Genomic DNA, 17,277 nt, shown 5'->3' with positions numbered 1-17,277 from the left:
TCGCGCGCAGTTGAAAGTTTTGTCAATAATGTCAAAAGATTTTTGCTACCTTCTTCCCATGGTCAGGCCCGCTCAGACGGCGCGCAGCGAACGCACGCGCGAGGCGTTACGCCAGGCCGCCCTGGTGCGATTTCTCGCCCAGGGTGTGGAGGACACGTCGGCCGAGCAGATCGCCGCCGACGCCGGGGTGTCACTGCGGACGTTCTACCGCCACTTCAGCTCCAAGCACGATCTGTTGTTCGCCGACTACACCGGCCTGCATTGGTTTCGTTCCGCGCTGGACGACAGGCCGGCAGACGAACCCATCATCGATTCGGTGCAGGCGGCCATCTTCTCTTTCCCCTATGACGTCGAGGCCGTGACCAAAATCGCCGCGTTGCGCCAAGACGAGCTGGATCCCGGCCGCATCGTTCGGCACATCCGGGAGGTCCAGGCCGACTTCGCCGACGCCATCGGCGCGCAGTTGCAGCGGCGCGGCCGCCGGGCCAACGGCGCGCATCCGACGGCGGACCAACGAGTGCGTGCCGCGGTGACCGCCAGATGCATTGCGGCCGCGGTGTTCGGCGCGATGGAGGTCTGGATGGTCAGTGACGAGCGCTCTCTGGGCGAACTCGCGCGGCTGTGCCATGCGGCGCTGGAGTCGCTGCGAGCCGGGATCACCGATTCCTGGGTCACGGCGGCGCGACCATAAAGTTTCGTCATAATTGACAAAACTTTGCCGTCGTGCGAGCCTCCATTCCGGAGGGCAGGACATGACTGATTACGACGCGATAGTTATCGGTGCCGGCCATAACGGGCTGACCGCGGCCGTGCTGCTGCAGAAGGCCGGACTGAAGACCCTGTGCCTGGATCCCAAGCTGTATGCGGGCGGCATGGCTTCCACCGTAGAGCTTTTCGAGGGATACCAGTTCGAGATCGCCGGCTCGGTGCAATTCCCGACGTCGCAGGTAGTGGTCGACGAGCTGGGCCTGGACACCATTCCCACGATCGACCTGGACGTGATGTCGGTGGCGGTGCGCGGTGTGGGTGACGATCCGCTGGTGCAGTACAGCGACCCACTCAAGCTGTTCACCCACCTCAACGAGGTGCACGGGGCGGACGCCGTCAACGGTATGGCGGGGCTGATGGCCTGGAGTCAGGGGCCTACCCGCGCGCTGGGCCGATTCGAGGCCGGGACGCCACCCAAGAGCATCGACGAGATGTATGCCTGTGCCACAAACGAATTCGAGCGCTCGGCGATTGACGACATGCTGTTCGGATCGGTCACCGATGTGCTGGACCGTTACCTGCCCGACCACCAGAAGCATGGGGCGCTGCGCGGCTCGATGACCGTGCTGGCCGTGAACACGCTGTATCGAGGTCCGTGCACGCCGGGTAGCGCGGCCGCGCTCGCCTTCGGCCTCGGCGTTCCCGACGGCGACACCATGCAGATGAAAAAGCTGCGCGGCGGCATCGGCGCGCTCACCTCGCACCTGTGCGACGTGCTGGCCGGCCACGGCGGCGAACTTCGGTTGCGTACCAAGGTGACTGAGATCCTGGTCGCCGACGGGCGGGTGACCGGCGTGCGCACCGAGGCGGGGGAAACGCTGAATGCCCCGATCGTGGTCTCCGGCGTCGCGCCGGACGTCACGCTCAACGAGATGATCGATCCCGCCGTGTTGCCCGCCGACATCCGCGAACGCTACGCGCGCATCGACCACCGCGGCAGTTACCTGCAGATGCACTTCGCGCTCGAGGAGGCTCCCGCCTTCGCCGCGCCCTACGAGGCCCTCAACGAGCCGGCCATGCAGGCCTCGATCGGCCTGTTCTGCACGCCGGAAGAAGTTCAGCAGCAATGGGAGGACGCGCGGCGCGGAATCGTCCCGACCGACCCGACGGTCGTGTTGCAGATCCCGTCGCAGAACGACCCGGGCCTCGCGCCGGAGGGCAAGCATGCCGCGTCCGCGTTCGCGCTGTTCTTCCCGATCGAGGGCGATGTGGACTACGGGCAGGCCAAGGTGGAAATGGGCCAGCGGGTGATCGACAAGATCACCCGGCTCGCCCCGAATTTCGAACGCGGCATCATCCGGCACACCATCTTCACGCCCAAACACATGGGCGTAATGTTCGGCGCCCCCGGCGGCGACTACTGCCACGGCCTGTTGAATGCCAACCAGATCGGTCCCAACCGGCCCGGGCCGCGGGGTTTCCTCGGCCAGCCGATCCCGATCGCAGGGCTCTATCTGGGCAGCGCGGGCTGCCATGGCGGGCCGGGAATCACCTTCATTCCCGGCTACAACGCGGCGCGACAAGCGCTCGCCGACCGGGACAGCGCAAAGGCGTCTTAACCGCGCTGGCCCAGCAGCTCGTCCAACAGGGCGGTGAATTCGTCGGGGCGCACCGGAGTGAACGCGGGTGAGGGCCGGGTGCCCGGGACGTCCAGCGTGATCAATGTCGACTTGAACGGCCGGCTGATGTCCAGCGGCAGCCAGCGGCGAAAGTCCGAGCTGCCCCATATCCGGAACCGGTGGGTGAAAAGACCCAGCTGCTCGGCTTTGTAGCCGCGGATCGCCTCGAGCGAGATCACCTTCGACGTTCCCGATGGAAAGTGGTAGCGGCGCAACGTGATCGCCGCACGGTCCAGCTGGACCAGGCCGTCATCATAGGAGTCGTTCACGCCCGCGAACTCCTCAGCTGGTGGCCCTTCGCGGTCAGGCAGCGCCCGTCTTCCAGCCGCCACTGCCAGCCATGCAGGTTGCAGGTCAGCGTGTTTCCTTCCACCACACCGAATTTCGACAGGTCGGCCTTTAGGTGTGGGCAGCGGCGCTGAATCTCCCAGCCGTCCAGCGTGACGGAAGCCGAGTCATCGTGCGTCTCGGCGAACCAGCCGTCGGCGTAGGCGATGCGTTCGTCGGTCAGGCACTTGAAGAACGTGTAGAGGTACTCGTTGTAGCCGCCGACCCGCCAGGCCCTGAAACGGGTCGACAAGAAGATGGTGTTGACCCAGTCCGGCTCGCCGTCGCGCAGCACGGTGCGGACCAGCTTCGGCGCTATCGCGAATCCGTAGCGAACCTTCTCGTCCGGAATACGTTCCCGCACAGTCCTTTTAGGAAAGTCCAGGATCACGGTCTCGGGCCCGAGCACCAATTCGACGGGGTAGCCGATCCCGTCGCAGATCTCGTCGCTCTGCGACATGATCGGCTCGAACAGCGCGCGCAACGGTTCGAGCAGCGGCTCCCCGCTCGCGGGTGCCCAGCTGGCCCGCTCCGCGGCGACGACGGGCGCCATCCGCTCGGCGTACTCGGCGATGTAGTCCGCCTTGCCCGTGGTGAAGATGGCCTCGACCTGGTCGGTCGGCAGCGGATGAGTCAGCGAATTCAGGGTGGAGCCGGTGAAGTCGGCGGTCGAACCGGGGATCATCAGCAGCCCGCCTTCGTTGCCGTGCCGGCGCATCTGGTCCAGGAACACCATCTGGTCGGGGAAGATGTTGGCCGGATCGCCGTGGTCGTCGTTGAGGTCGCGTAGCTCGGGATCCAGGAAGCAGGGCGGTCCCGCGGACGGGACCACCCACGTCGCCCCGACCTGGGCGAGGTACTGGCGGGCGCGGTCCATCTGACGTTGCCGTTTCTGGACGCCGAACGACTCCTTGGCGCGGGCCGGCATGTCGTAGACCATCGGATACCAGATGGCCCCGGAGTACTGCAGCAGGTGCACATCGATGTGCCCGAACTCCGACGCCAGCACGTCCAGGTCCACCGGCCGCGCGTCATTCATGTTGAAAACCGTTGTCGCGCCGTCGGAAACCAGCAGAGCCGAGTCACCGATCGGGCCATCCGCCGGTGCCCGCAGGGCGATGATCATGATGTCAAGGTCGCCGCCCGCGCCGCTGAGGCGGTGCCTGACCGAGTCGCTGGTCTCGAAGAAGCGGTGAAAACCCAGTTTCTGCAACTCATTTCGCAGATCAGGCACCGGGAAGTCCGGCAGCAACACCACCGCGTCCTTGTTGACGTGCTCGGCCAGATTTTTCGCGTCGAAGTGGTCCCTGTGCAGGTGCGACACATATAGGTAGTCGCAGTCACCCAGTTGGTCCCAGTCCAGGGCGCTGTTGTCCGGGAACGGGAACCAGGACGCGAAGTACGCAGGGTTGACCCAGGGGTCGCAAAGGATGCTGCCCGCTTGGCTCCGGATCAGAAATCCGGCGTGGCCGACGCTGGTGACCTGCACTGATACCTTCCTGGGGCCGGTAGAAGGCCGTTACGGCCTCGGCCGGGGATGACGGCTTTTCAGCCCCCGAGCTTAGCGCGAGCAGCCACGCTCGGCCCGCCAACGCCGTCCGGTGACGGCGCACGGCGGGGAGCATTAGGCTGAGGTGCTGTGGAACCGGTTTACGGGACTGTCATCCAACTCGCCCGCCTGGTGTGGCGCGTCCAGGGTCTGAAAATCACCGTCGCGGGTGTCGAGAACCTGCCGAAAAGCGGCGGCGCGGTGGTAGCGATCAACCACACAAGCTACCTGGACTTCACCTTCGCGGGATTGCCGGCGTACAAGCAGGGCCTGGGCCGCAAGGTGCGGTTCATGGCCAAGCAGGAGGTCTTCGACCACACGATCACCGGGCCGATCATGCGCAGCCTGCGGCACATCTCGGTGAATCGGCAAGACGGCGCGGCCTCCTTCGAGGACGCCGTGCGGAACCTCAAGGACGGCGAGCTGGTCGGCGTCTACCCCGAAGCCACGATCAGCCGCAGCTTCGAGATCAAGGAATTCAAATCGGGGGCCGCGCGCATGGCCGTCGAGGCCGGGGTGCCGATCGTTCCGCACATCGTCTGGGGCGCCCAGCGGATCTGGACCAAGGATCATCCGAAGAAGCTGTGGCGGCCGAAAGTGCCGATCACGGTGTTGGTCGGCGAACCGATCGAGCCGACGCTGGGCATCGAGGAACTCAAGGGGCTGCTGCATTCGCGCATGCAGCATCTGCTGGAGCGCGCGCAGGAAATGTACGGGCCGCACCCTGCCGGGGAGTTCTGGGTGCCCCACCGGTTGGGCGGAGGGGCCCCGTCCCTGGCGCAAGCGGCCCAGCTCGAGGCCGAGGAGGCGGCCGCCCGGGCGGCTCGGCGGGCCCGGTCCGCAGGGGCGCCGGAGTAGCGATCGATCGTGGAGCCGACCTTCCGCGCTCTGGAGCTTCTGGCTCATCTTCTGGTGAAGGCCACCGGCACCAGGATCACCTATAGCGGTGAGGAGCAGATTCCCGAGCGGGGCGGCGCCGTGGTGGCGATCAACCACACCAGCTATGTCGACTTTCTGCCCGCCGCGCTCGCCGTGCACCGGCGGGGACGTCGGCTGAGGTTCATGATCAAAGCCGAGATGCAGCAGGTCAAGCCCGTCAATTTCCTGATCAGGCACACCCGCACCATCCCGGTGGACCGCGGCGCCGGGGCGGGCGCCTACGCGGTCGCGGTGCAGCGGCTGCGCGAGGGCGAGCTGGTGGGGGTGTATCCGGAGGCCACGATCAGCCGCAGCTTCGAGCTCAAGGAGTTCAAGTCCGGCGCCGCGCGGATGGCGTTGGAAGCGGACGTCCCGGTCGTGCCGGTGATCGTCTGGGGAGCGCAGCGAATCTGGACCAAGGATCACCCACGTAATGTGGGCCGCGCGAAGACACCCATTACTGTGCAGGTAGGCGCGCCGATCCGGGCGCGCGAAGACATCGCGCAGACCGACGCTGCCCTGCGTGACTCGATGACCACCTTGCTGCACCGGGCGCAAGAGCACTATCCGGGTGAACCCGGAGCGTATTGGATGCCGCACCGGCTGGGCGGCGGAGCGCCGACGCTGGCCGAGGCCGCTCGCAGGGAGGCCACCGAGGCGGCGGCTCGATCGGCTAAACGGGCCGAGCACCCGCCGCAGTAGGCGAAGGAGAAGGCATGCCCGAGGGATTTTACCGGCTGGGGGAATGGATCGTCCCGCCGATGGTCGCGATGCAGGGGACCAAGTTCACCTATCACGGACTGGAAAACATCCCCGCGCGCGGCGGCGCTCTGCTGGCGCAGAACCACACCAGCTACCTGGACTGGCTGCCGACGCTGATGGCCGTACGTGAGCGCCGCCGGCGGGCGTACTTCATGATCAAGGCGGAGATGGCCGACGTGAAGGCGGTCAACTACGTCATCAATCACGCCCGGCTGATCCCGGTGGATCGCAGGTCGGGACACGACGCTTTCGATGTGGCCGTGCAACGCATGCGCGAGGGCGAGTTGATCGGGATGCATCCCGAGGCGACCATCAGCCGCAGTTTCGAATTGCGCGAGTTCAAGACCGGGGCGGCGCGCATGGCGCTGGACGCCCAGGTGCCGATCGTTCCGATCGTGGTGTGGGGCGCTCATCGGATTTGGCCGAAGGACCATCCCAAGAAGGTGTTCCGCAACAAAGTCCCGATCACGGTCGCGGCCGGGCCGCCATTGGCGCCGCGGGGCACGCCCGAGGAACTCAACCTGCTGTTGCGGTCGGCGATGAACGACCTGCTGTATTCGGTGCAGGAGGAATATCCGCACCCGCAGGACGAGTTCTGGGTGCCGCGGCGGCTGGGCGGCAGCGCGCCCACCCAGGAGGATTCCCGGGCGCTCCGGTTGTCGGAGTTGCGGGAGCGGATGCACAGGTACGGAACCGACGGCGTGACGCGACCGGGGCAGATCCAGAGCGGGCTGCATTGAGCGGTCCGGCCAGCTGCCAAGGTGGACGGTTTCGATGACCCTGCCGGCGCTCATCGCTTGCGACGTCGACGGCACCTTGTTCGACGATGACGAGAAGATCTCTGTGCGCACCCGCGACGCCATCCGCGCCGCCGTAGCCGGCGGTGCGCAGTTCGTGGTGGCGACCGGCCGTCCGCCGCGCTGGATCCGTCCCGTCGTCGACGCGCTCGGCTTCGCACCGATCTCGGTGTGCGCCAACGGCGCCGTCATCTATGACGCCGCGACGGATCGGGTGATCTCCACCCGCACCCTGGCCGTCGACACGCTGGCCGAGTTGGCGGAGCTGGCGACCCGTGTCATCCCCGGCGCGGGGCTGGCCGTCGAGCGCATCGGCGAAAGCGCCCACGACACCGCGACGCCCCAGTTCGTCAGCTCGCCGGGATACGAGCATGCCTGGCTGAACCCGGACAACACCGAGGTCTCGATCCAGGATCTGCTCAGCGCCCCGGCGATCAAGCTGCTCATTCGCCGCTCCGGGGCCCGCAGCGACGACATGGCGGCCGAACTGGTCAAGCACGTCGGTGCCGGGGCCGCCATCACCTACTCCACCAACAACGGCCTGATCGAGATCGTGCCGCCGGGGACCAGCAAGGCCACCGGCATCGACGAGATCGCCCGACCGCGCAAGATCGCTCCCGAGGAGGTGGTGGCGTTCGGCGACATGCCCAACGACCTGCCGATGCTGCGGTGGGCGGGACATGGCGTGGCGATGGGCAATGCCCATCCGGATGTGCAGGCGGCCGCCGACGAGATCACCACCGCCAACAATGATGACGGGGTGGGCCGGGTGCTGGAACGCTGGTGGCTCTAGCGCCGGTTATGTCGGTGTCGGATGCGACGGCAGCGAGAAGTGCTCGGTCGGTACCGTTGGGCCGCTTGGCGATTCGGTCGTCAGCGGAACCGTGATCCCGTCCACCACCTCGGTGATATTTCCGGTCAGCCGCTCATAGTTCAGCGTGCCATGCTGGAAGTTCTGCGTAATCTGCAGCGGCTGTTGGATTTCCGCGCTGGTCGGCAACCCGAGCGGCCCACGTTCGTAGCTCTGCGAACCCCATGCGTCGTAGATGGCGCCGGTGACCGGCTGGGCGCCGGTCTCGGGTGACCAGTACATCGCGCCGCGGGCAAAGGTGACGAAGCGGGCATCACCTTCTGCGTCGTCTTCCGGCGAGGTCGGCGCGCCCAGCACGCTGTTCATCGCGCCGATCGCTTGCCAATGGTCGTAGATCGCACCGCCCTCCAACGCCTTGAGTAGTTCTTCCGGCGGATCGTTGACATGTGATGCGATATCCCGCATTTCGTCCATCAGCGCGTAGGCGGCGTTGCCCGGGCAATCCGTGTTACCGACGTCGCGGTGGGTGAAGATGGTCGGCAGCGTCGCGATGGAGCCGGCCGGAAAAGTGGTGTAGTGGCTACCGGCCGACTCCAATTGCACCGTGCCCTTGGGGTCGACGCCGTCCAGGCCCAGCCGCCAACCGAGCAGCCGGCCCATCATTCTGAGCTGGAGGGGGGTCGGGGGCAGGTCGTCGAAGTTGCCGATCATTGCCACACCGAAGGTGTTGCGGTTGAACCCGCCGGTGTGGAAGGCCTCGACCGCCTTGGCCAGACCGCCTGCGCTGCCCTCGAACACCTGGCCGTACTTGTCGACCAGCGCGTTGTAGGCGATGTCGCACCAGCCCAGCGTCTTGCTGTGATAGGTGTAGATGGCCTTGACGATCCCGGCCGATTCAAGCGGCGAGTAGTCATTGCTGCCCGCGGTGTGGTGCACGACGGCGGCGCGAATCCCGTTGTCGTACTGCGGACTACCGCATCGCAACGACTCGTCGGCGCCCCATTCGGCTCGGCTGATGATGGGGGGAGCCTGGCCGGGCATCAAGACCCCGGCCGGTGGCGTCCAACGCGTTTTGGCCGGGGCTTGCGGTGGGGAGATCAGGACGGCCGAAATGTTCTGCCCGAAGGGCTGTTCCCGCGATGCCGGTTTGTAGCCCAGATCGGACTTGGCGCTCGGCGGCGCCGGCGGCGTTTGGGTCACCGTCGCGTCGAGCGGGCGGGTGACGGCGATTTGGACGGTCGTGGTGGTGCCGACGAACACCGGATCGGTGCCGCGGGGCCCCTCCGTCGCCGCGCTGGGGTCCGGCCCCGCCGGGTCCGGTGCCGCCGTCTCGTATTCGGTCTGATACCAGGGGCCCCACCTGCCGTCGGGGCGCTTCGCGCGCACGCGGGTCGACGTGCCGGCCAGGTCGCCGGTCAGGGCGACCAGGGAGAACGCGGTGGCCTGACTGATTTCGCGAACCGTGACGCCCGGGCCCAGGCCGATCAGCGGCTGCTCGGCGAGTTGGGTGCCGTGCGACGACGGCGGGCCGGTGGTGCCGCGATCGCGGGTCGTGTCCGTCACCCACGAGACGAGGACTGCGGTCGCCGCGATGGCGGTGAGCAACATCGTCGGCGCACGACTGCGAGACACCAGGCGATGTTACGTGTGTTTCTGATGTTATTTGTGGGACGACACGGGTCGCGGGCTGGCGAATCTCCACATAATCGACGGCACCGCAGATACCTGCGGTGCCGTCTTGTGGAGAGTTTGACTGGACTACACGGGGGGAAGTGCCGGTACCGCACCGGCGGCCGCCGGCAGCGCACCCGCCACACCCGGCAGGGCACCCGCGGCGCCCGGCAGGGCACCCGCGGCACCCGGCAGCGCACCCGCCACACCCGGCAGGGCACCCGCGGCGCCCGGCAGGGCACCCGCGGCACCCGGAAGGGCGCCCGCGGCACCCGGCAGGGCACTCGCGGCACCGGCGCCGCCATGCATGCCCTGGGTGATGGCCGGCATGACCAGGCCCTTGAGCAGGTCGATCGCCTGGCCGGCGCCCAACTGGTTGGCAGCCTGCATCACATCGTTGACCAGGCCGCCACTGGCACCGCCACCGGTGCCCGAGCCGGCGCCCAGACCGGTACCGCCGCCGCCAATCGGCGAAGCGTTACCGAAGGTGGACGGGTCGCCCAGGATCGGGTACGTGCCACCGGCGCCCGGGTCCAGTCCGGCCCCGGAGTCGATCGGCACCTCGCTCGGCGACAAAGTCGGGCCACCCAGGCCCGGCGTGACCCCGGCCGGGCTGGTCAGCCCGGGATTGGACAGCGCAGGGTTGAGTCCCGCGCCCGGGGTCGCGACGCCACCGCCGGGGGTGGTCGGCAACGCGCCGGGCGCGGTGAGCCCGGGCGTCATGGGCGCCGTACCGGGGCTCGTCAGGCCAGGGCTCGCCAAACCGGGGCTGGTCAAGCCAGGGCTGGTCAAGCCGGGACTGGTCAAGCCAGGGCTGGTCAAGCCAGGGCTGGTCAAGCCAGGGCTGGTCGCGGCCGGATTGGTCAGGCCAGTCGTCCCCAGACCGGGGGTCCCGAGGCCTGGGGCGCCCAGGCTGGGGCTGGCGAGACCAGGCGTGCCGGCAGCACCCCCATTCAACGCGGGTATAGGGGGCATGTTGATCCCGAATTGCGACAAGCCCTGCGACAGCGCGCCCATCAGCTCACCGGGCAGATCGCTCATCACCGCGGCCTGCTTGAACTCGTGATGCTCTGGCGCCTTACTGGCGGTTGATTCGTAAACAAGGAAGTACGCGCAAGGACTCGCCACTGCCAGGGCGGCAACCGCGCTCATGGCTGTCGAGAGCTTGCGTCGGCGTCGGTTCGGCACGGAAGTCTCCTCAATCTGACTATGTGTTGTGTCGGCGCGTCCCACCGCTCCTATATCTGGCGGGAATCACACAAAGTCGATGGTACGAGTGGTGAAGCTGTTACTAGAGTGGTGATATTGAATCGTGAGGCAATTGCGACCCCGACTGTGATGGCAGAACTCGGGCGCCGCAACGGCCGTCTTCACGGAGCCAACGCCGCCGCATGGCCTCGCCAAATGGGTTAGGGCCACGCGGTCGGATACCCTAAGCAACCGATGACCGCTCGTTTCGATCTTTTCGTCGTCGGCTCTGGATTCTTCGGACTGACCATTGCCGAGCGCGTGGCTACCCAGCTCGGGAAGCGCGTCCTCGTCGTGGACCGCCGACCACACATCGGTGGCAACGCCTATTCAGAAGCCGAGCCCGCCACCGGCATCGAGGTGCACAAGTACGGTGCGCACCTGTTCCACACCTCCAACAAGCGGGTCTGGGACTATGTGCGGCAGTTCACCGACTTCACCGACTATCGCCACCGGGTGTTCGCAATGCACAACGGGCAGGCCTACCAGTTCCCGATGGGGCTGGGCCTGGTGTCGCAGTTCTTCGGTAAGTACTTCACCCCGGACGAAGCCCGCGAGCTCATCGCCGAGCAGGCCGCCGAGATCGACACTGCCGACGCGCAAAACCTCGAGGAGAAGGCGATCTCGCTGATCGGCCGACCGCTCTACGAGGCGTTCGTCAAGGGGTACACGGCCAAGCAGTGGCAGACCGATCCCAAGGAGCTGCCCGCCGCGAACATCACCCGGCTGCCGGTGCGCTACACCTTCGACAACCGCTACTTTTCCGACACCTACGAGGGCCTGCCCGTCGACGGCTACACCGCGTGGCTGCGCAACATGGCCGCCGACGAGCGCATCGAGGTCAGGCTGGACACGGACTGGTTCGACGTGCGCGACCAACTGCGCGCGGACAGCCCCGACGCGCCGGTCGTCTACACCGGGCCGCTGGACCGTTACTTCGACTACGCCGAGGGCCGACTGGGCTGGCGCACGCTCGACTTCGAGGTGGAAGTGCTGCCCATCGGGGATTTCCAGGGCACGCCGGTGATGAACTACAACGACCCCGACGTGCCGTACACCCGTATCCACGAGTTCCGTCACTTCCACACCGAGCGCGACTATCCCGCCGACAAGACCGTGATCATGCGGGAGTATTCGCGCTTCGCCGAGGACGATGACGAGCCCTACTATCCGATCAACACCGAGTCCGACCGCGCCCTGTTGGCCGCCTATCGAGCCCGGGCGAAGTCCGAGACCGCGTCGTCGAAGGTACTGTTCGGCGGCCGGCTGGGCACCTACCAATACCTGGATATGCACATGGCCATCGCCAGCGCCCTGAACATGTACGACAACGTCCTGGCGCCGCACCTGCGGGACGGCGCAGCCCTGATCGAAGCCCAGAACAAAGAGGAAGACGCGCGCAAGTGACTGCCGTGAGCCTGCTGTCCCGGATCATCCTGCCGCGTCCCGGCGAGCCGCTCGACGTGCGCAAGCTGTATCTCGAGGAGTCGACGACCAACGCCCGGCGCGCCCACGCCACCAGCCGCACCTCGCTGGAGATCGGCAAAGAGTCCGAAGTGTCGTTCGCCACGTACTTCAACGCGTTCCCGGCCAGCTACTGGCGACGGTGGTCCATCTGTCAGTCGGTGGTGCTGCGGGTCGAGCTGACCGGAACCGGCCGCGTCGACGTCTACCGGACCAAGGCCACCGGGGTGCGCATCTCCGTGGAGGGGCGCCAATTCGTCGGTACCGACGACCAGCCGGCCACCGTCGAAATCGAGGTGGCGCTCAAGCCTTTCGAGGACGGTGGCTGGATCTGGTTCGACATCACCACCGACACTGAGGTCAACCTGATCAGCGGCGGCTGGTATGCCACCGAGCCCGCTCCGGGCACGGCCAACATCGCCGTCGGCATCCCCACGTTCAACCGCCCCGCCGACTGCGTCAACGCACTGGCCGACCTCACCGCGGATCCGTTGGTGGACGAGGTGATTGGTGCGGTGATCGTCCCGGACCAAGGTGTGCGCAAGGTGCGCGACCATCCGGACTTCGCGGCGGCGGCCGCGGGCCTGGGCAGCCGGCTGTCCATCCACAATCAGCCCAACCTCGGCGGCTCCGGGGGCTACAGCCGGGTGATGTACGAGGCCCTGAAAAACACGGACTGCCAACAGATTCTGTTCATGGACGACGACATCCGCATCGAGCCGGACACGATCCTGCGGGTCCTGGCGCTCAACCGTTTCGCCAAGACGCCGACACTGATCGGCGGGCAGATGCTGAACCTGCAGGAGCCGTCGCACCTGCACATCATGGGTGAGGTCGTCAACCAGGCGAACTTCATGTGGACCGCCGCGCCGCACGCCGAGTACGACCACGACTTCGCCAGATTCCCGTTGAACGACAAGAACGATCGCAGCGCACTGCTGCACCGTCGCATCGACGTCGATTTCAACGGCTGGTGGACGTGCATGATCCCGCGCCAGGTCGCCGAGGAACTGGGCCAACCGCTGCCGTTGTTCATCAAATGGGACGACGCCGAGTACGGGCTGCGCGCCGGCGAGCGCGGTTACCCGACCGTCACGCTGCCCGGCGCCGCGATCTGGCACATGGCCTGGAGCGACAAGGACGACGCCATCGACTGGCAGGCCTACTTCCACTTGCGCAACCGGCTGGTGGTGGCGGCATTGCACTGGGACGGCGACATCACCGGCCTGGTTCGCAGCCACCTCAAGGCGACACTGAAACACCTTGCCTGCCTTGAGTATTCGACGGTCGCAATCCAGAACCGGGCCATCGACGACTTCCTCGCGGGACCCGAACACATCTTCTCGATCCTGGAATCCGCGCTGCCCGAGGTGCATCGCCTGCGCAAGGAATACCCGGACGCCGTCGTGCTGCCGGCGGCCAGCGAACTCGCTTCGCCCCAGCACAAGACCAAGGCGATGAGGCCGCCGGTGAACCCGGTGTCGATCGGCTACCGGCTGGCCCGCGGAATCCTGCACAACATGACCAAGGCCGACCCGGAATCCCACACGCGGCCCGAGTTCAACGTGCCGACCCAGGATGCGCGCTGGTTCCGGCTGTGCACGGTCGACGGCGTGACGGTCACCACGGCCGACGGTTGCGGCGTGGTCTACCGCCAGCGGGACAGGCGAAAGATGTTGTCGCTGTTGTTTGCATCGCTGCGCCGTCAGCGCAAGCTGCTCAGCCGGTTCGACGAGATGCGCCGGGTGTACCGCGGCGCGCTGCCGGTGTTGTCCAGCAAGCAGAAGTGGGAGACGGCGTTGCTCCCCGCAAGCGGGCGGTGCCCCCAGCCGGCTGCAGAACATGCATGAGGCCGCCGCCGCAGAGGCGCCGCGCGGCGAAGTGGCCGCGCTCGTCGCCGTCCAGGCCGCATTGAGCGATCGCCCCGGGGTGCTACCCGTGGCGCGCGCGCTGTCTTACTTCGGTGAGCACAGCTTGGGCTGGGTGGGCGTCGCCGCGCTCGGAGCCCTGCTTTCACCCAAACGGCGGTGGGACTGGCTGGTGGCCGGGGCAGGGGCGTTCGCCGCGCACGCCGCCGCCGTCATCGTCAAGCGAATCGTGCGCCGCAAGCGGCCGCACGATCCCGCGGTCGTGGTGAACGTCGGTACTCCGAGTCAACTGAGTTTCCCGTCGGCACACGCCACTTCGACCACCGCCGCCGCGATTCTGCTGGGCCGGACCACCGGTCTGCCGCTGCCCGCGGTCCTGGTGCCGCCGATGGCGCTGTCACGGATGCTGCTGGGAGTGCACTACCCCAGCGACGTGGCGTTCGGCATCGCCCTGGGTGCCGTCGTCGCGGCGATCGCGCGCCGCGCCGGAGAGGTCGCAAGAGGTGGAGCCGAATGAGTGAGGACGTCGTGACCCGACCGCCGGGCAATCTGGTCACCGGGGTGATCAAGGCGATGCGCCCCCGGCAATGGGTGAAGAACGTCATCGTGTTGGCCGCGCCGCTGGCCGCGCTGGGCGGCCCGGTCCGCTACGACTACGCCGACGTACTGACCAAGGCGGGCGTGGCGTTCGTGGTGTTCAGCCTGGCGGCGTCGTCGATCTACCTGGTCAACGACGTGCGCGACATCGACGCCGACCGCGAGCACCCGACCAAGAGGTTCCGCCCGATCGCCGCCGGCGTGGTGCCCGAGTGGCTGGCCTACATGCTCGCGGTGGTACTGGGTGTGGCCTCGCTGGCCATCTCGTGGCTGGTGACCCCGAACCTGGCGCTGGTGATCGCCGTCTACCTCGGGATGCAGCTGGCGTACTGCTTCGGTCTCAAACACCAAGCGGTGCTTGACATCTGCATCGTGTCGTCGGCATATCTGCTGCGGGCCATCGCCGGTGGTGCGGCCACCAAAATCCCGTTGTCGCAGTGGTTTTTGTTGTTCGTCGCGTTCGGATCGCTGTTCATGGTGGCCGGCAAGCGCTACGCCGAGCTGCAGGTCGCCGAGCGCACCGGCGCCAAGATTCGCAAGTCGCTGGAGAGCTATACCAGCACGTACCTGCGATTCGTCTGGACGCTGTCGGCCACCGCGGTGGTGATCTGCTACGGCCTGTGGGCGTTCGAGCGCGACCACCACTCGGGGTCCTGGTTCGCGGTGTCCATGGTCCCGTTCACCATCGCGATCCTGCGTTACGCGGTCGACGTGGACGGCGGGCTGGCCGGCGAACCCGAAGACATCGCGCTGCGGGACCGGGTGTTGCAGGCGTTGGCGCTGGCGTGGATCGCGACAGTCGGAGCCGCTGTTGCCTTCGGTTAGCCCCGAACTGCAGGCTCTCAAAGCGCGCATGATGCGGACCCGGCCGGTGATCAGGCGGCCCGGCTGGCCGGTGTTTCCGTACACCACGATGGTGCGGGTCAGCCTGTGGATCAGCGTCGCGCTGGTCGCCATCCTGTTCGGCTGGGGGAGTTGGCAGCGCCGGTGGATCGCCGACGACGGCCTCATCGTGCTGCGCACGGTGCGCAATCTGCTCGCGGGCAACGGACCGGTGTTCAACCAGGGTGAGCGCGTGGAGGCCAACACCTCCACCGCCTGGACCTACCTGATGTATGTGGGCAGCTGGATCGGCGGCCCATTGCGCATGGAATACGTCGCGCTCGCGCTCGCGCTGGTGCTTTCGGTGGTGGGTGTGGCGTGGGTGATGCTGGGCGCCGCGCGGCTGTACGCGCCCAGTTTGCGGGGCCGCAAGGCCATCATGTTGCCCGCCGGCGCGCTGGTGTACGTCGCGCTGCCGCCGGCGCGGGACTTCGCCACCTCCGGCCTGGAGAGCGGATTGGCGCTGGCTTATCTCGGGCTGTTGTGGTGGATGATGGTCTGCTGGGCGCAACCGGTGCGCAACCGAGCGGATAACAAGGTGTTCGCCGGCCTGCTGGCGTTCGTTGCCGGGTTCAGTGTGCTGATCCGGCCGGAACTGGCGCTCATGGGCGGCCTGGCGCTGATCATGATGCTCGTCGCCGCCCGGACCTGGCGCCGCCGGGCGCTGATCGTGGTGGCCGGGGGTTTCCTGCCCGTCGCCTACGAAATCTTCCGGATGGGCTATTACGGGCTGCTGGTGCCGGGCACCGCGCTGGCCAAGGACGCGGCCGGCGACAAGTGGTCCCAGGGCATGATCTACCTCTTCAACTTCGACGCGCCGTACGCGGTGTGGATACCGCTGGTGCTACTCGTACCGCTGGGTCTGCTGCTGTTCGCCGCCCGTCGGCGGCCGTCATTCCTGCGTCCCGCGCTGGCGCCCAACTACGGGCGGTTCGCCCGTGCCGTGCACAGCCCGCCCGCCGTGGTGGCGTGGGTACTGGTCAGCGGGCTGGTGCAGGCCCTCTACTGGATCCGGCAAGGCGGCGACTTCATGCACGCCCGGGTGCTGCTGGCCCCGCTGTTCTGTCTGCTGGCTCCGATCGCGGTGGTCCCGATCGCGGTCCCCGACGGCCAGGACTATTCGCGCGAGACAGGTAACTGGGTCGCCGGCGCAGCCGGCGCGTTGTGGCTGGGACTGGCCGGATGGGCCCTGTGGGCGGCGAATTCACCGGGGATGGGCGATGACGCCACTCACGTCACGTACTCCGGGATCGTCGATGAACGCCGCTTCTACTCCCAGGCCACCGGTAACGCGCATCCGCTGACCGCGGCGGACTACCTGGGCTATCCGCGGATGGCGGCCATCCTGACCGCCATCAACAACACTCCCGACGGTGCGCTGCTGCTGCCGTCGGGCAATTACACCCAGTGGGATTTGGTGCCGCAGGCCCAGCCGCCGCCGGGCGACAAGTCCGCGCAAAAGCCCCAGCATGCAGTGTTCTTCACCAACCTCGGCATGGTCGGCATGAATGTTGGGCTCGATGTCAGGGTGATCGATCAGATCGGCTTGGCGAATCCGCTTGCGCAACACACCGAACGGCTCAAGCACGGCCGCATCGGGCACGACAAGAACCTCTTTCCCGACTGGGTGATCGCCGACGGCCCTTGGGTCAAGCTGCCCCCGGGTATTCCGGGCTACCTGGATCAACAGTGGGTTGCCGAGGCGGTTTCGGCGCTGCAATGCCCGGAGACGAAGGCGGTGCTCAGCTCGGTGCGCGCGCCGATGACCCCGCACCGCTTCTTGTCCAACCTGGTGAATTCCTTCCAGTTCACCAAATACCGGATCGACCGGGTGCCGCGCTACGAACTGGCCCGGTGTGGGCTGCCGGTGCCCGACGAGGCGCCGCCCCCGCCTCGCGAGTAAGCGTCGCGCAGAAGAAAATTCGGCAAACGCCGAATAAATCAGGGCGCACCGGCCGCGAAACAATGGCAGCAACATCACATTTGGCCTCTCACC

General features: G+C 67.0%; 15 protein-coding genes. 11 read left to right on the top strand and 4 right to left on the bottom strand.

Annotated features, from left to right (window positions below):
* Positions 1–58: 58 nt before the first annotated feature.
* Both A5753_RS16290 and A5753_RS16285 read left to right on the top strand, forming a co-directional pair.
* Positions 59–691, top strand: coding sequence for a TetR/AcrR family transcriptional regulator (locus A5753_RS16290; protein WP_067130084.1), 633 nt, complete (start codon positions 59–61; stop codon positions 689–691).
* A gap of 61 nt (positions 692–752) precedes the next feature.
* Positions 753–2,327, top strand: a complete 1,575-nt coding sequence (locus tag A5753_RS16285; RefSeq protein ID WP_067130081.1) for an NAD(P)/FAD-dependent oxidoreductase — start codon at positions 753–755, stop codon at positions 2,325–2,327.
* Here A5753_RS16285 and A5753_RS16280 read toward each other — a convergent pair.
* Positions 2,324–2,656, bottom strand: coding sequence for a hypothetical protein (locus A5753_RS16280; protein ID WP_067130078.1), 333 nt, complete (start codon positions 2,654–2,656; stop codon positions 2,324–2,326). The two genes, A5753_RS16285 and A5753_RS16280, sit on opposite strands and share 4 nt — an antisense overlap.
* A complete protein-coding gene (locus A5753_RS16275; protein ID WP_067130075.1) occupies positions 2,653–4,203 on the bottom strand; it encodes an MBL fold metallo-hydrolase in 1,551 nt (516 codons plus the stop codon). Before A5753_RS16275 ends, A5753_RS16280 begins: the two co-directional genes overlap by 4 nt.
* A gap of 150 nt (positions 4,204–4,353) precedes the next feature.
* Between A5753_RS16275 and A5753_RS16270 the strand changes: the two genes are divergently transcribed.
* Genes A5753_RS16270 through A5753_RS16255 form a run of 4 tightly spaced genes read left to right on the top strand, consistent with a single transcriptional unit; the run spans position 4,354 to position 7,533 of the window.
* Positions 4,354–5,121, top strand: a complete 768-nt coding sequence (locus A5753_RS16270) for a 1-acyl-sn-glycerol-3-phosphate acyltransferase (protein ID WP_067130072.1) — start codon at positions 4,354–4,356, stop codon at positions 5,119–5,121.
* 6 nt (positions 5,122–5,127) lie between these two features.
* On the top strand, positions 5,128–5,883 hold the full coding sequence (locus A5753_RS16265) for a 1-acyl-sn-glycerol-3-phosphate acyltransferase (RefSeq protein ID WP_067130069.1): 756 nt from the start codon (positions 5,128–5,130) through the stop codon (positions 5,881–5,883).
* 14 nt (positions 5,884–5,897) lie between these two features.
* Positions 5,898–6,683 (top strand): 1-acyl-sn-glycerol-3-phosphate acyltransferase, encoded by a 786-nt coding sequence (locus A5753_RS16260; RefSeq protein ID WP_067130066.1) that lies wholly within the window; start codon positions 5,898–5,900, stop codon positions 6,681–6,683.
* Positions 6,684–6,717: 34 nt separating this feature from the next.
* A complete protein-coding gene (locus A5753_RS16255; protein WP_067130063.1) occupies positions 6,718–7,533 on the top strand; it encodes a Cof-type HAD-IIB family hydrolase in 816 nt (271 codons plus the stop codon).
* A 6-nt stretch (positions 7,534–7,539) separates the two neighbouring features.
* Here the strand turns inward: A5753_RS16255 and A5753_RS16250 are convergent, their stop codons facing one another.
* Positions 7,540–9,183, bottom strand: coding sequence for an N-acetylmuramoyl-L-alanine amidase (locus A5753_RS16250; protein WP_369829324.1), 1,644 nt, complete (start codon positions 9,181–9,183; stop codon positions 7,540–7,542).
* Positions 9,184–9,309: 126 nt separating this feature from the next.
* Positions 9,310–10,410: a PirG gene (locus tag A5753_RS24905; RefSeq protein WP_231990091.1), complete on the bottom strand. Its 1,101-nt coding sequence runs from the start codon at positions 10,408–10,410 to the stop codon at positions 9,310–9,312.
* 255 nt (positions 10,411–10,665) lie between these two features.
* On the opposite strand from A5753_RS24905, the gene glf reads away from it, so the two are divergent.
* Genes glf through aftB form a run of 5 tightly spaced genes read left to right on the top strand, consistent with a single transcriptional unit; the run spans position 10,666 to position 17,184 of the window.
* Positions 10,666–11,877 carry a UDP-galactopyranose mutase gene (gene glf / locus A5753_RS16240; protein WP_067130054.1) on the top strand — a complete coding sequence of 404 codons (1,212 nt, stop codon included), beginning with the start codon at positions 10,666–10,668 and terminating at the stop codon, positions 11,875–11,877.
* Positions 11,874–13,784 carry a glycosyltransferase gene (locus A5753_RS16235; protein WP_067130052.1) on the top strand — a complete coding sequence of 637 codons (1,911 nt, stop codon included), beginning with the start codon at positions 11,874–11,876 and terminating at the stop codon, positions 13,782–13,784. Before glf ends, A5753_RS16235 begins: the two co-directional genes overlap by 4 nt.
* Positions 13,777–14,319, top strand: coding sequence for a phosphatase PAP2 family protein (locus A5753_RS16230; protein ID WP_197694713.1), 543 nt, complete (start codon positions 13,777–13,779; stop codon positions 14,317–14,319). The genes A5753_RS16235 and A5753_RS16230 overlap by 8 nt, the downstream gene beginning before the upstream one ends.
* On the top strand, positions 14,316–15,224 hold the full coding sequence (locus A5753_RS16225; RefSeq protein ID WP_067130049.1) for a decaprenyl-phosphate phosphoribosyltransferase: 909 nt from the start codon (positions 14,316–14,318) through the stop codon (positions 15,222–15,224). The genes A5753_RS16230 and A5753_RS16225 overlap by 4 nt, the downstream gene beginning before the upstream one ends.
* A complete protein-coding gene (gene aftB, locus A5753_RS16220; protein WP_304441439.1) occupies positions 15,211–17,184 on the top strand; it encodes a terminal beta-(1->2)-arabinofuranosyltransferase in 1,974 nt (657 codons plus the stop codon). Before A5753_RS16225 ends, aftB begins: the two co-directional genes overlap by 14 nt.
* Positions 17,185–17,277 lie beyond the last annotated feature (93 nt).

It is taken from the genome of Mycobacterium sp. 852002-51971_SCH5477799-a (assembly GCF_001667145.1).
Lineage (GTDB): Bacteria > Actinomycetota > Actinomycetes > Mycobacteriales > Mycobacteriaceae > Mycobacterium.
This window is presented reverse-complemented; position numbering and strand designations above follow the sequence as displayed.